Below are 12,562 nucleotides of genomic sequence, written 5' to 3'. Positions count from 1 at the left end.
CGACCCTACGCGCCGCCCCGGCACCATTGCCAACGGGCGGACTCTCCGGCACGGTGACGTGAAGGGAACAGCACGGCGACACCCCCGGAGGCGCCCATGTCCGTAGAGTTCTCCGAGCAGACCCACCGCAACATGATCGACAGAATCCCCCAGACCACCGGTCGTGAGATCACCGACTGGCTCCAGACCGTCGACGAGGGCCCCTCCCTCGTCCGGTTCGAGGAGAAGGTCAGCTGGCTGCGCGGCGCGCACGAGCTCTCGTACGGCCAGGCCAAGGCGATCATCCACGAGTACGACCTGCGCAGAGCCGCCCGCCGGTTCGGCTGACCCCGCCCCTCCACCCCACACGGAAAGGCCCCGCGAGCAGCTGCTCGCGGGGCCTTTCCCGTGCTGTGGACGCCTCCTCGGCCGGGAGGCGGTCCGGCTAGTCGTCGCCGGAGAGGATCTGGAAGAGCCGCAGCAGCTCCAGGTAGATCCACACCAGGGTCAGGGTGAGGCCGAAGGCCGCCAGCCAGGACTCCTCGCGCGGGGCGCCGTAGTTCACGCCGTCCTCGACCTGCTTGAAGTCCAGGGCGAGGAAGCAGGCGCCGAGCAGCACGCCGACGAGGCCGAAGACGATGCCCAGGGCGCCGCTGCGGAAGCCGAGGCCGTCACCGCCGCCGAAGAGGGCGAACAGCGAGTTGGCCAGCATCAGCAGGACGAAGCCGAGGGCCGCGGCCATCACGAAGCCGGTGAAGCGGCGGGTGACGCGGATCCAGCGCATCTTGTACGCGAAGAGCACGGCGGCGAAGACGCACATCGTGCCGAGCACGGCCTGGACGACCACGCCGGGGCTGATGTAGGTGCTGGTCACCATGCTGATGACGCCGAGGAAGACGCCCTCGAAGGCGGCGTAGCCGATGATCAGCGCGGGGGACGGCTTGCGCTTGAAGGTCTGGATCATCGCCAGGACGAAGGCGACGATCGCCGCGCCGATGGCGATGCCGTACGACTTGTTGACGTTCGCCGGGTCGACGGGCAGTGCGATCCACGCGAGCGTCGCCGTCACGATCAGCGTGCCGAGCGTCATGGCCGTACGGCTCACGACGTCGTCGATCGTCATGGCGTTGCCGCGGACCGGGGCCGCCGGCATGCCGGTGGCCGGATCGGTGGCGTAAGGATTCGTCGCGTACGGGTTGGTCGCGGTCCCGGCCTGCGCGTGCTGCGCCTCGAAGCCCGCGTAGCCGCCGTTGTCGCGGCTGAACCCCCGTCGCGAGAAGACCGGGTTACTGCTCCTCATCTCACTCCTCCATGGCCACCGTGCGCGGCCTTGCGTCAAGAGTAATGCGCTCGCAAAGAAAGCACCCTACTGCTGGAGGAGGATCTTAGGAGAAGGCACGGCGAAGCGCCGGGAGAAAAGCAGGGGCTGCGGAAGTGCCCGGAGCCGGACTTGAACCGGCACGGCCCGAGGGCCAGCGAGGTTTAAGCTCGCCGTGTCTGCATTCCACCATCCGGGCAGCGCGGCGGGCCCCCGTGGAAAAGCCTTGAACGCTGAGCCGAGCCTATCGGGAACGCCCTGCCGGGAAGGCGGCCGTCTATCCGATGTTGTCTGATTTTATTGGTGATTGAGGGGGCGTCAGCGCCGATAAGTCACGGTCGGCGCCGTTCCGGGCGACGCTCTCCCCCGCCCCGGGAATGACGTGATTTCGCTGCCTCGCGCCACCCCGCCCGCCACCCCGGGCCACCCCGGGCCACCCCCGCGCCACGCCCCCGCCGCACGCCCCCCGCCACCGTCCGGCCGGGCCGCCGCCCCCGGGTCTCTTGTCATACCAAAGGAGGAGGCGGACGCGCTCGTGATCAGACTCCAGTGGGCCTGCGAACGGGCACCGCGGCTGATCCGGAGCGGGGGCGGCCGCGGTGAGGATGGAAGGGTCCCACCCCAAACGCAGCAGCCGCTCGACAGGAGTCCCCGTGACCGCCATGAACTACGCCCCGCACCACACCTCCCAGGCCGTGGCCGCCCGCGCCACTCAGCTGTCGAAGGTGTACGGCCAGGGCGAGACCCAGGTGGTCGCGCTGGACAACGTCTCCGTCGACTTCGCCCAGGGCCAGTTCACCGCGATCATGGGCCCCTCCGGCTCCGGCAAGTCCACCCTGATGCACTGCGTCGCCGGCCTGGACACCTTCTCCGCCGGCTCGGTCCGCATCGGCGAGACCGAGCTCGGCAGCCTCAAGGACAAGCAGCTGACCCAGCTGCGCCGCGACAAGATCGGCTTCATCTTCCAGGCCTTCAACCTGCTGCCGACCCTGACGGCGCTGGAGAACATCACGCTGCCGATGGACATCGCCGGCCGCAAGCCCGACCGCCAGTGGCTGGACAGCGTGATCGCCATGGTCGGCCTGTCCGAGCGCCTCTCCCACCGCCCCACCCAGCTCTCCGGCGGCCAGCAGCAGCGCGTGGCCGTCGCCCGCGCCCTGGCCTCCCGCCCCGAGATCATCTTCGGCGACGAGCCCACCGGCAACCTCGACTCCCGCTCCGGCGCCGAGGTCCTGGGCTTCCTGCGCAACTCGGTCCGCGAGCTCGGCCAGACCGTCGTGATGGTCACCCACGACCCGGTCGCCGCCTCCTACGCGGACCGCGTCATCTTCCTCGCCGACGGACGCATCGTCGACGAGATGCGCGAGCCCACCGCCGACGGCGTGCTCGACCGGATGAAGGCCTTCGACGCCAAGGGCCGCACCAGCTGAAGCCGGGCCGCCCAGCGGCGTCCCGCAGCCCTCCGCACAGACTTCCAGCCCCAGGACTGAGACCCCCATGTTCCGTACCGCCCTGCGCAACGTCCTCGCGCACAAGGCCAGGCTGCTGATGACGGTCCTCGCCGTCACCCTCGGCGTCGCCTTCGTCTCCGGCACCCTCGTCTTCACCGACACCCTCAGCAAGGCCATGTCCAACCAGTCCGCGAAGTCCTACGAGGGCGTCGCGGTCTCCGTCACCGACCACGGCCGCACCCGCGGCGGGGACGGCCAGAAGCAGGGCGACCCCGGCATCGGCCAGCAGACCCTCGACCGGATCAAGGCCGTCAAGGGCGTCGACTCGGTCTCGGGCCGCGTCCAGGGCTTCGCGGGCGTCGGCGACCAGAACGGCAAGCTGATCGGCAGCGGCTGGGCCAACGCCGGCTCCAACTTCGCCCCCGTCAAGGACGGCAAGGACCCGCGCTACGCCTTCACCGAGGGCTCCGGCCCCGTCCAGGACGGCCAGATAGCGCTCGACAAGGACAGCGCCGCCAAGGGCAAGTACCAGGTCGGCGACAAGGTCCGGGTCGCCACCAACGGCCCGGTCAGGGAGTTCACCCTGACCGGCGTCTTCACCACCGAGGACGGCGCCGTCAACGCGGGCGGCAGCCTGGTCCTCTTCGACACCAAGGTCGCCCAGGAGCTCTACCTCCGGCCCGGCTTCTACAGCGAGCTCTCCATCGCGGCCAAGCCCGGCACCACCCCCGACCAGCTGCTCGCCGACGTCAAGCCGCTGCTGTCCGAGAGCTCCGACGCCAAGACCGGCGCCGCACTGGCCGCCCAGCAGGCCAAGGACATCGAGCGCGCCATGTCCGGCATGAGCACCGGCCTGCTGATCTTCGCCGGCGTCTCCCTCTTCGTCGGCATCTTCCTGATCTACAACACCTTCACGATGCTGGTCGCCCAGCGCACCAAGGAACTGGCGCTGCTGCGCGCCATCGGCGCCCACCGCGGCCAGGTCAAGCGCTCGGTGCTCGCCGAGGCCGGCGTGGTCGGCCTCGTCTCCTCCGTCATCGGCCTGGCCTGCGGCGTCGGCCTGGCGGTGGCGATGCGCTCCGCGATGGAGCTCTTCGACGCCAAGATCCCGGCCGGTTCGCTGATCATCGCCCCGGCGACCGTCCTGACCGCCCTGGTCATCGGTGTCCTGGTGACCATGCTGGCGGCCTGGCTGCCCGCCCGCCGGACGGCCAAGATCGCCCCGGTCGCCGCCATGGGCAGCGCCCACCTGCCCGCCACCATGAAGTCCCTGGTGCTGCGCAACATCACCGGCAGCATCCTGGCCGTCATCGGCGTCGGCGTGGTCCTGCTCGGCGCCGGCCAGAAGAGCGAGGGCCGCACGACCATCGCCGCCGGGGCGTTCTTCCTGCTCATCGGCCTGTTCGTGCTGCTGCCGATGCTGTCGCGGCCGGTCATCGCCGCGGTCCGCCCGCTGCTGGAGAAGGTGTTCGGCGTCTCCGGCAAGCTGGCCGCGCAGAACGCGGTCCGCAACCCGCGCCGCACCGCCGTCACCGCCGCCTCGCTCACCATCGGCCTCACCCTCGTCACCGCGATGTCGGTCATGGGCATCACCATCGGCCAGGCGGTCGACCGGCTGAGCACGCAGAACATCAAGGCCGACTACCGGGTCACGATGGCCGGCGAGGGCATGAACCTCGACAAGTCGGTGCTCCCGGCCCTGGAGAAGGGCAAGGGCGTCACCGCCGTCTCGCCGAAGACGATGGAGTCCGTCAAGATCGGCGCCGACTTCCAGACGGTCAGCGGCGTCAACCCGGCCGCCCTCGACGCGGTGCTGAGCGTGAAGACCACCGCCGGCGACCTCGCCGCCCTCGGCCAGGGCAAGCTGATGGTCTCCGAGAAGGAGGCACGCAAGAAGGGCCTGTCGGTCGGCTCGACGGTCGACGTCCGCTACGACGACGGCCGGCAGGGCAAGCTCCAGGTCGGCGTCCTGTACGAGGGCAAGGACCAGCTCGAGGACTACGTGCTCGACAACCGGATCCTCGCCGAGCACAACGACTCCCAGTACCTGCCCGAGGTGTTCGTGAAGACCTCCGGCGGCACCTCGGCGGCCGGCCAGCAGGCCGTCATCGACGCCCTGGGCAAGAACCCGGCGATCAAGGTCTCCGACAAGGCCGCCATGCGCGACGAGATGGCCGGCATGATCAACACGTCCCTGAACATCATGTACGGCCTGCTCGGCATGGCCCTGATCATCGCGGTCCTCGGTGTGATCAACACCCTGGCGATGTCGGTCTACGAGCGCCAGCAGGAGATCGGCATGCTGCGAGCCGTCGGCCTCGACCGCGGCAAGGTCAAGAACATGATCCGCCTGGAGGCCGTGGTCATCTCGCTCTTCGGCGCGGTCCTCGGCATCGGCGTCGGCGTCTTCCTCGCCTGGGCCGGCGGCAGGACGATCGCGGGCTCCGTCCCCGGCTACGAGCTGGTGATCCCCTTCGACCGGATCGGGATCTTCTTCCTGCTCGCCGGACTGGTCGGCGTCCTGGCCGCCATGTGGCCGGCCCGCAGCGCCGCCCGGCTGAACATGCTGACCGCCATCAAGACCGAGTAGCGCGGGCGCGGCGTACGCGTGAGGGCCCCGGGGCACGTGCCCCGGGGCCCTCCGTGCTCTGCGGGCCCACGCCGTCAGGCGTACGCCCTCACGCGTACGCCGTCACGCGCTCCAGGTGCGCGTCCGCAGCGGCAGCCCCGAGGCCCCTCCGCCCCCGGGCCGTACCGCCAGGACCTGGTTGACCCCCAGCCGGTTGTGTTCGAAACCGAGCGCGGAGGCCGCCATGTAGAGCAGCCAGACCCGGGCGCGGCCGGGCGAGGTCAGCCGTACGGCCTCCTCCCAGTGCTCCTCCAGCCGGGCCACCCAGGCCCGCAGGGTCAGCGCGTAGTGCTCGCGCAGCGCCTGGACGTCGCGCACCTCGAAGCCGGCCCGCTCCAGCTCGCCGACCGTGCCGCCGACCGGGGAGAGCTCCCCGTCCGGGAACACGTACGCGTCGATGAACTCGTCGATCCGGTACGCCTCTTCGTCGGGCTCCGGGCGGCGCGCGATCTGGTGGTTCAGCAGCCGGCCGCCGGGCACGAGCAGGGCGTAGAGGTTCCCGGCGTACTCGCGGTAGCGGGCGGAGCCGACGTGCTCGGCCATGCCGATCGAGGAGATCGCGTCGTACGGGCCGTCCTTGACGTCCCGGTAGTCCTGCACCCGGATCTCGATCCGGTCCGTCAGGCCCTCCTCGGCGATCCGCTTGCGGGCGTACGCGGCCTGCTCGCGCGAGAGGGTCACACCGGTGGCCCGGACCCCGTACTCGCGGGCCGCGTGCAGCACCATGGAGCCCCAGCCGCAGCCGACGTCGAGGAGCCGGTCGCCCTCCTTCAGGCCGAGCTTGCGGCAGACCAGGTCGAGCTTGTCGCGCTGGGCCTCCTCCAGGGTGCCGCCGGGGCTCCAGTAGGCGCACGAGTACACCATCGAGGGGCCCAGCACCCGCTCGTAGAACTCGTTCCCCACGTCGTAGTGGTGGCTGATCGCCTGGCTGTCGCGGCGCTTGGAGTGGATGGGACCGCCCCGGCGGACGGCCTCCTCGGGGGGCGGTGGCGGCGCGGTCCAGGGCCGGGCCAGCCCCACCAGCTCCCGTACGGCGGCCCGGGTCGCCGGATCGCGGAGTAACGCGGCCGCCCCGGCGGCCCTGGCGGGCAGGTGCGGGCGCAGGGCGGCCGGCTTGCCGCGGCCCGCGGGCGGCGGCGCGGCCGCGGGCGCGGGGTCCCGCTCCCAGAGCAGCCCGGCCACCCGGTCCAGGACGTCGAACAGGTCGCCGTCGACCGTCAGGTCCCCGGCGACCCAGGCGCGGGCCAGCCCCAGCTCCCCGGGCTTCCACAGGATCCGGCGCAGGGCGCGCCGGTGGTTGAGCACGAGGGTGGGTCCGGCGGTGGGCCCGGCTTCGCTGCCGTCCCAGGCCCGTATGCGGACGGGCAGGGGGGCGCCCAGCAGGGTCTCGGCCAGAGCGGCCAGCCGCGGCGCGGCGTCGGTCATCGTAGGCACCTCCATAAGTTCCGACCGGACGGCCTACCCATTCCGGGGCCGCGCCAACCGGATCCCGCGCCCGGGTACGCCGAAGGGGCCGCCCGCACCACGGATGGCGGGCGGCCCCTTCGGGGACGTGCTGGTACTGCTCAGGGTCCTGCCGGAGCGCGCCGGGTCAGGAGGCCTTGGCCTTGGCGGCCGGAGCCGTCGCGGCGGCGGCCGGAGCCGGGGCCGGCTTGGCGGCCTCGTAGAACTCCTCGCGCGGGGTCTCCAGCGCACCGAGGGAGACGACCTCGCGCTTGAGGAACATGCCGAGGGTCCAGTCGGCGAAGACGCGGATCTTGCGGTTCCAGGTCGGCATGGCCATGCCGTGGTAGCCACGGTGCATGTACCAGGCGAGCCGGCCCTTGAGCTTGATCTTCATCTTGCCCATGACGATCATCGCGACGCCCTTGTGGAGGCCGAGGCCCGCCACCGCACCCTTGTTGGAGTGCGAGTACTCCGACTGCGGGAAGCCGCGCATGCCGGAGATGACGTTGTCGCCGAGGACCTTGGCCTGGCGCAGCGCGTGCTGGGCGTTCGGCGGGCACCAGGCGTTCTCGACGCCGGCCTTGCGGGCGGCCATGTCGGGAACCTGGGCGTTGTCGCCGGCGGTCCAGATGTAGTCCGTGCCCTTGACCTGGAGGGTCGGCTCGGCGTCCACGTGACCGCGCGGGCCCAGCGGCAGGCCGTAGCGGGCCAGGACCGGGTTGGGCTTGACGCCCGCGGTCCACACGATGGTGTTGGAGTCGACCTCCAGGCCGTTCTTCAGCACCACGTGGCCGTCCACGCAGGAGTCCATGGAGGTGTTCAGGTAGATCTCGATGCCGCGCGACTCGAGGTGCTCCTTGCCCCAGGTGCCGAGCTTGGGCCCGACCTCGGGAAGGATCTTGTCGGCCGCGTCGACCAGGATGAAGCGCATGTCCTCGCGCTTGATCGTGGAGTAGTACTTCGCGGCGTCGCGGGCCATGTCCTCGACCTCGCCGATCGTCTCGGCGCCGGCGAAGCCGCCGCCGACGAAGACGAAGGTGAGCGCGCGGCGGCGGACGTTCTCGTCCGTCGTGGACTCGGCCTTGTCGAGCTGCTCAAGGACGTGGTTGCGCAGGCCGATGCCCTCTTCCACGCCCTTCATGCCAATGCCCTGTTCGGCGAGGCCGGGGATCGGGAAGGTGCGCGAGACGGCGCCGAGCGCGATCACCAGGTAGTCGAAGGGCAGCTCGTACGCCTCGCCGACCAGCGGCGTGACGACGGCGACCTTGCGGTCCTGGTCGATGGTGGTGACCCGGCCGGTGAGAACCTCTGCCTTGGGCAGCACGCGTCGCAGCGGTACGACGACGTGCCGAGGCGAGATGCTGCCTGCGGCCACTTCGGGGAGGAAGGGCTGGTAGGTCATGTACGAGCGCGGGTCGACGACCGTGACGGTCGCCTCGCCGTAGCGCATCTTCTTCATGATGCGCTTGGCTGCGTACAGGCCTACGTACCCACCTCCTACAACGAGGATCCTGGGACGCTCCGTGGTGCTCATGCAACGAGTATCCAGCACCCCAAGGGGTGACGCTCGTGAGCCCCTTCACAAGGCGACACAAGGCCTCTGTTACACTGCGCGGCCCACGTGACCCAGATCATGGCGGACAACGGGAACCACGACCCCCCGGGAATCGTTGTTCACCCGTCCTGAACTGGCCTCCGAGGCCTGAACCGGACTGGACCACCGGCCTTCGTCGCTACCTCTGATACGAAACCCGTCGCGTCCTTTCTTCACACAAACGCACGGAGAAACGGCCCTGCGACCCCCTAGAAGGCCTCGAACGGACCTTCTGTTGGCCCAATGGCCCGGATTTCCTTGTGAAGAACTTCACGAAGTTCATGTGGACCAAGGGACTTTCGGCCCCCGAAGGCCCTCTCCGGGGCCCGCGCACGGCCCGTACGCGGCCGCCCCCCGGCCCTCCCTCGCCCCGCCCACGAGCCCGCCATCGGGCGGAACCCGATCTTCAGCCCCCACCCCCGCCCGCCGGTCCACCACCACGGCGGCATCCAAGCGCCCCGCGCGACGCAGCGACGTCTGACGCAGCCTCCGAGGACGGGCGGAAGGGGCTCCGGCCGGTTGGCCGGAGCCCCTCGTTCGGCGGCTCAGTGGGCCAGGGGTCCCCGGCCGGCCTCGGCCTCTTGCGCCTCTTCGGCGGTCTTGATGGCGATGCCGTCGAGGATGTCGTGCTCCGAGACCACGACCTCCCGCGCGCCGGTCCGTTCCATGATCGCCAGGAGGACCAGGGCGCCGGCGCCGATCACGTCGACCCGGCCCGGATGCATCACCGGGATCGCGGCGCGTTCGGCGTGGGTGGAGGTCAGCATGCGCTCGCTGATCTCGCGGACCCGCTCGTAGGGGATGCGGGCGTGGTGGATCGCCGCGCTGTCGTACGCCGGCAGGTCAAGGGCGATCGCGGCGACCGTGGTCACCGAGCCCGCCAGGCCCACCAGGGTGCGGGCCCGTTCCAGCGGGACCGTCTCGGCGGCCAGGTCCAGCGCCGCCTCGATGTCCGCGCGCATGGCGGCGATCTGGGCGGCGGTCGGCGGGTCGGTGACCTCGCCGTCCACCACCAGGTGGCGTTCGGTCATCCGGACGCAGCCCACGTCCACCGAGCGGGCGGCGCTCACGTGCTCCTCGCCGACCACGAACTCCGTCGAACCGCCGCCGATGTCCACGACCAGGAACGGCCGCTCCAGGTCGGTGCGGCCGGTGAGTTCCCTGGTGGCGCCGGTGAAGGAGAACTCCGCCTCCTGATCACCGGAGATCACCTCGGGCTCCACGCCCAGGAGGTCCAGCACGCCCCGGACGAACTCGTCCCGGTTCTCGGCGTCGCGCGAGGCCGAGGTGGCCACGAAACGCACCCGCTCGGCGCCCAGCTCCTTGATCACCGCCGCGTACTCGCGGCAGGCCGCGAAGGTGCGCTCCAGCGCCTCCGGGGCCAGCCGGCCCGTCCGGTCCACGCCCTGGCCGAGCCGGACGACGGTCATCCGCCGGTCCAGCTCGGTGAGCTCCCCGGTGGCGGGGTCGCAGTCCGCGACGAGCAGGCGGATGGAGTTCGTACCGCAGTCGACGGCCGCGACCCGGGTCACTCGGATTCCTTCCGCTCCGCGCACGGGGTGACGCAGGCGCCCTTGGCCCACCACTCGGGCAGCATCGCCAGGGCCTCGTCGCCGAACGGGTTCACCCCGGGGCCGGCCGCCAGCGAGTGGCCGACGAGCACGTGCAGGCACTTCACCCGGTCCGGCATGCCGCCGGCGCTCGGGAAGCCCTGGAGCACCTCGATGGCGTCACGGCGCTCGATGTAGTCCTCGTGCGCGGCCCGGTAGGCGGCGGCCAGCTCGGGGTCCTGCGCGAGGCGGGCCTGCATCTCCTTCATGACGCCGTTGGCCTCCAGCGTGCCGATGGCGGAGGCCGCCCGGGGGCACGTCAGGTAGTACAGCGTCGGGAAGGGGGTGCCGTCGGGCAGCCGCGGGGCGGTCTCGACGACGTCCGGCCGGCCGCACGGGCAGCGGTGCGCGATGGCGCGCAGCCCGCGCGGCGGGCGGCCGAGCTGCTGCTGGAACGCTTCGATGTCCGCGTCGGTCGGCTCGGTCCGGTCGGTCTGGGGCGGGGGCGTCTGCATGCCTGGAGGGGGTCTCTTCGTTCTCGTGGATGGGTACGGGCGGGCGCGGGGCTCACTCGCCGGGACGGTCGGCCTTGTCGACCCCGTCCCAGACGTTGGAGTACCAGGGCCGGTCGGATCCGGACTGCCCGCCGCGACGGTGTTCGGCTGCGCCGGAACCGGGGTCGGTCATGATGTAGCCGATCTCCCCCGGGCGCAGGAAGTGCAGGTGTCTGCGGGCCTGCTGTTCCGCGTAGGCGGGGTCCTGCCAGCGGGCCTTCTCGTCGCGGAGCTGGTCGAGGCGCTTGCGCGCGTCGTCGGCGGCCCGCTGCTGGTCCGCGATCTCCGAGCGCTGGGACACGTACTGGCGCATCGGATACGCGAGGGCGACGACCAGGGTACAGAGGACGAGCACCAGCAGGGCCGCCCGGCCGGTGAGGCGGCTGCGGCGGACGACCCGGCGGGACTGCGAGCGGTAGACGTGCGCCGCGGTGCGTTCGCCGAGCTGGCGCAGCCTGGTCGCCGTCGAGAAGGTGGAGAACCGATCCCGGTTCCCGGCCATGGTCCCGCCTCCCCTGTGCGCGCACTACGCAATACGTCCCCGCACACGGTACGGGACCGAGTGCGGGGACGTACGGAGGCGAGACCCGCGGGCCCCGATCAGCCCTTGAAGCGGGGGAAGGCGGAGCGGCCCGCGTACACGGCGGCGTCGTCGAGGATCTCCTCGATGCGCAGCAGCTGGTTGTACTTGGCGACGCGGTCCGAGCGGGCCGGGGCGCCGGTCTTGATCTGGCCGCAGTTCACGGCGACGGCGAGGTCGGCGATGGTGACGTCCTCGGTCTCGCCGGAGCGGTGCGACATCATGCACTTGAAGCCGTTGCGCTGCGCCATCTCGACGGCGTCGAGGGTCTCGGTCAGCGAACCGATCTGGTTCACCTTCACGAGCAGGGCGTTCGCGGAGCCCTCCTCGATGCCGCGGGCCAGGCGCTCCGGGTTGGTGACGAAGAGGTCGTCGCCGACGATCTGGACCTTGGAGCCCAGCTTGTCGGTGAGGGTCTTCCAGCCGGCCCAGTCGTCCTCGTACAGCGGGTCCTCGATGGAGACCATCGGGTACGCGGAGACGAGCTCCTCGTAGTACTCGGTCATCTCGGCGGCCGAGCGGGACTGGCCCTCGAACTCGTACTTGCCGTCCTTGTAGAACTCGGACGCGGCGACGTCGAGCGCGAGCGCGATGTCCTTGCCCGGGACGTAGCCGGCCTGCTTGATGGCCTCGACGATGAGGTCCAGCGCGGCGCGGTTGGACTCCAGGTTCGGGGCGAAGCCGCCCTCGTCACCGAGGCCGGTGGACAGGCCCTTGGTGTGCAGGACCTTCTTGAGGGTGTGGTAGACCTCGGCACCCCAGCGCAGCGCCTCGGAGAAGGACTCCGCGCCGATCGGGGCGATCATGAACTCCTGGATGTCGACGTTGGAGTCGGCGTGCGACCCACCGTTGAGGATGTTCATCATCGGAACGGGCAGCAGGTGCGCGTTCGGGCCGCCGAGGTAGCGGAAGAGCGGCAGGTCCGAGGCCTCGGACGCGGCGTGCGCGACGGCCAGGGAGACGCCGAGGATGGCGTTGGCGCCGAGGGAGCCCTTGTTGTCGGTGGCGTCCAGGTCGAACATGGCCTGGTCGATCAGGCGCTGCTCGGTGGCGTCGTAGCCGACGAGCTCCGGGCCGATCTGCTCGATGACGGCGAGGACGGCCTTCTCGACACCCTTGCCCATGTAACGGTTGGGGTCACCGTCACGGAGCTCGATGGCCTCGAATGCACCGGTGGAGGCGCCGGACGGAACGGCAGCACGGCCGGTGCTGCCATCGTCGAGGCCCACCTCGACCTCGACCGTGGGGTTGCCTCGGGAGTCCAGGATTTCCCGGGCTACGACGACGTCGATGGACGGCACGAGCATCTCCTTCTGGGATGTGACGCTGGGTGTGCGGTGGCGTGTCAGGCCGTGGGACGGCCTTGCCGACTAGAGCCTAACCGGCTCGGGGCACTCGACCGTCCGACCGCCCGGGTCCTGGGACGAAAAAGGGACCGAATACCCCTCTTCCCGGACATAC

10 protein-coding genes and 1 tRNA gene are annotated in these 12,562 nt (G+C 70.8%); 3 read left to right on the top strand and 8 right to left on the bottom strand.

Going from position 1 to position 12,562, the window contains the following annotated elements; all coding sequences use genetic code 11:
• Positions 1–96 precede the first annotated feature (96 nt).
• On the top strand, positions 97–327 hold the full coding sequence (locus ACFYYT_RS20955) for a DUF4287 domain-containing protein (RefSeq protein ID WP_351820582.1): 231 nt from the start codon (positions 97–99) through the stop codon (positions 325–327).
• A gap of 97 nt (positions 328–424) precedes the next feature.
• On the opposite strand, the gene ACFYYT_RS20950 is transcribed toward ACFYYT_RS20955, so the two are convergent.
• Both ACFYYT_RS20950 and ACFYYT_RS20945 read right to left on the bottom strand, forming a co-directional pair.
• Positions 425–1,279 carry a Bax inhibitor-1/YccA family protein gene (locus ACFYYT_RS20950; protein WP_351820579.1) on the bottom strand — a complete coding sequence of 285 codons (855 nt, stop codon included), beginning with the start codon at positions 1,277–1,279 and terminating at the stop codon, positions 425–427.
• 135 nt (positions 1,280–1,414) lie between these two features.
• A tRNA-Leu gene (locus ACFYYT_RS20945) sits at positions 1,415–1,496 on the bottom strand.
• 463 nt (positions 1,497–1,959) lie between these two features.
• Between ACFYYT_RS20945 and ACFYYT_RS20940 the strand changes: the two genes are divergently transcribed.
• Both ACFYYT_RS20940 and ACFYYT_RS20935 read left to right on the top strand, forming a co-directional pair.
• Positions 1,960–2,727, top strand: a complete 768-nt coding sequence (locus tag ACFYYT_RS20940; RefSeq protein WP_351820682.1) for an ABC transporter ATP-binding protein — start codon at positions 1,960–1,962, stop codon at positions 2,725–2,727.
• 67 nt (positions 2,728–2,794) lie between these two features.
• Positions 2,795–5,338, top strand: a complete 2,544-nt coding sequence (locus tag ACFYYT_RS20935) for an FtsX-like permease family protein (RefSeq protein WP_351820576.1) — start codon at positions 2,795–2,797, stop codon at positions 5,336–5,338.
• A 102-nt stretch (positions 5,339–5,440) separates the two neighbouring features.
• On the opposite strand, the gene ACFYYT_RS20930 is transcribed toward ACFYYT_RS20935, so the two are convergent.
• The 6 genes from ACFYYT_RS20930 to eno form a co-directional block, all read right to left on the bottom strand.
• On the bottom strand, positions 5,441–6,802 hold the full coding sequence (locus ACFYYT_RS20930) for a cyclopropane-fatty-acyl-phospholipid synthase family protein (protein WP_351820574.1): 1,362 nt from the start codon (positions 6,800–6,802) through the stop codon (positions 5,441–5,443).
• A 166-nt stretch (positions 6,803–6,968) separates the two neighbouring features.
• A complete protein-coding gene (locus ACFYYT_RS20925; RefSeq protein ID WP_351820571.1) occupies positions 6,969–8,357 on the bottom strand; it encodes an NAD(P)/FAD-dependent oxidoreductase in 1,389 nt (462 codons plus the stop codon).
• A 605-nt stretch (positions 8,358–8,962) separates the two neighbouring features.
• The gene (locus ACFYYT_RS20920; RefSeq protein ID WP_351820569.1) at positions 8,963–9,949 is read right to left on the bottom strand and encodes a Ppx/GppA phosphatase family protein; all 987 of its coding nucleotides are present in this window, start codon (positions 9,947–9,949) and stop codon (positions 8,963–8,965) included.
• Entirely contained in the window at positions 9,946–10,482 is a 537-nt protein-coding gene (locus tag ACFYYT_RS20915) for a DUF501 domain-containing protein (RefSeq protein WP_351820567.1), read from the bottom strand. The genes ACFYYT_RS20920 and ACFYYT_RS20915 overlap by 4 nt, the downstream gene beginning before the upstream one ends.
• 52 nt (positions 10,483–10,534) lie before the next feature.
• Positions 10,535–11,023, bottom strand: a complete 489-nt coding sequence (locus ACFYYT_RS20910; RefSeq protein ID WP_351820564.1) for a septum formation initiator family protein — start codon at positions 11,021–11,023, stop codon at positions 10,535–10,537.
• Between the two features lie 98 nt (positions 11,024–11,121).
• Positions 11,122–12,408 (bottom strand): phosphopyruvate hydratase, encoded by a 1,287-nt coding sequence (eno, locus tag ACFYYT_RS20905; RefSeq protein WP_351820562.1) that lies wholly within the window; start codon positions 12,406–12,408, stop codon positions 11,122–11,124.
• Positions 12,409–12,562: the final 154 nt, after the last annotated feature.

The organism is Streptomyces sp. NPDC002032, from assembly GCF_042890765.1.
Lineage (GTDB): Bacteria > Actinomycetota > Actinomycetes > Streptomycetales > Streptomycetaceae > Streptomyces.
The sequence above is the reverse complement of the archived record's forward strand: the minus strand, read 5'-3'. Positions and strand labels throughout refer to the sequence as shown.

What these genes read in the sequence shown, in the direction of transcription:
- ACFYYT_RS20955 (WP_351820582.1), top strand. Translation starts at nt 97, where the DNA reads ATGTCCGTAGAGTTCTCCGAGCAGACCCACCGCAACATGATCGACAGA.
- ACFYYT_RS20950 (WP_351820579.1), bottom strand. Translation starts at nt 1,279, where the DNA reads ATGAGGAGCAGTAACCCGGTCTTCTCGCGACGGGGGTTCAGCCGCGAC.
- ACFYYT_RS20940 (WP_351820682.1), top strand. Translation starts at nt 1,960, where the DNA reads ATGAACTACGCCCCGCACCACACCTCCCAGGCCGTGGCCGCCCGCGCC.
- ACFYYT_RS20935 (WP_351820576.1), top strand. Translation starts at nt 2,795, where the DNA reads ATGTTCCGTACCGCCCTGCGCAACGTCCTCGCGCACAAGGCCAGGCTG.
- ACFYYT_RS20930 (WP_351820574.1), bottom strand. Translation starts at nt 6,802, where the DNA reads ATGACCGACGCCGCGCCGCGGCTGGCCGCTCTGGCCGAGACCCTGCTG.
- ACFYYT_RS20925 (WP_351820571.1), bottom strand. Translation starts at nt 8,357, where the DNA reads ATGAGCACCACGGAGCGTCCCAGGATCCTCGTTGTAGGAGGTGGGTAC.
- ACFYYT_RS20915 (WP_351820567.1), bottom strand. Translation starts at nt 10,482, where the DNA reads ATGCAGACGCCCCCGCCCCAGACCGACCGGACCGAGCCGACCGACGCG.
- ACFYYT_RS20910 (WP_351820564.1), bottom strand. Translation starts at nt 11,023, where the DNA reads ATGGCCGGGAACCGGGATCGGTTCTCCACCTTCTCGACGGCGACCAGG.
- eno (WP_351820562.1), bottom strand. Translation starts at nt 12,408, where the DNA reads ATGCTCGTGCCGTCCATCGACGTCGTCGTAGCCCGGGAAATCCTGGAC.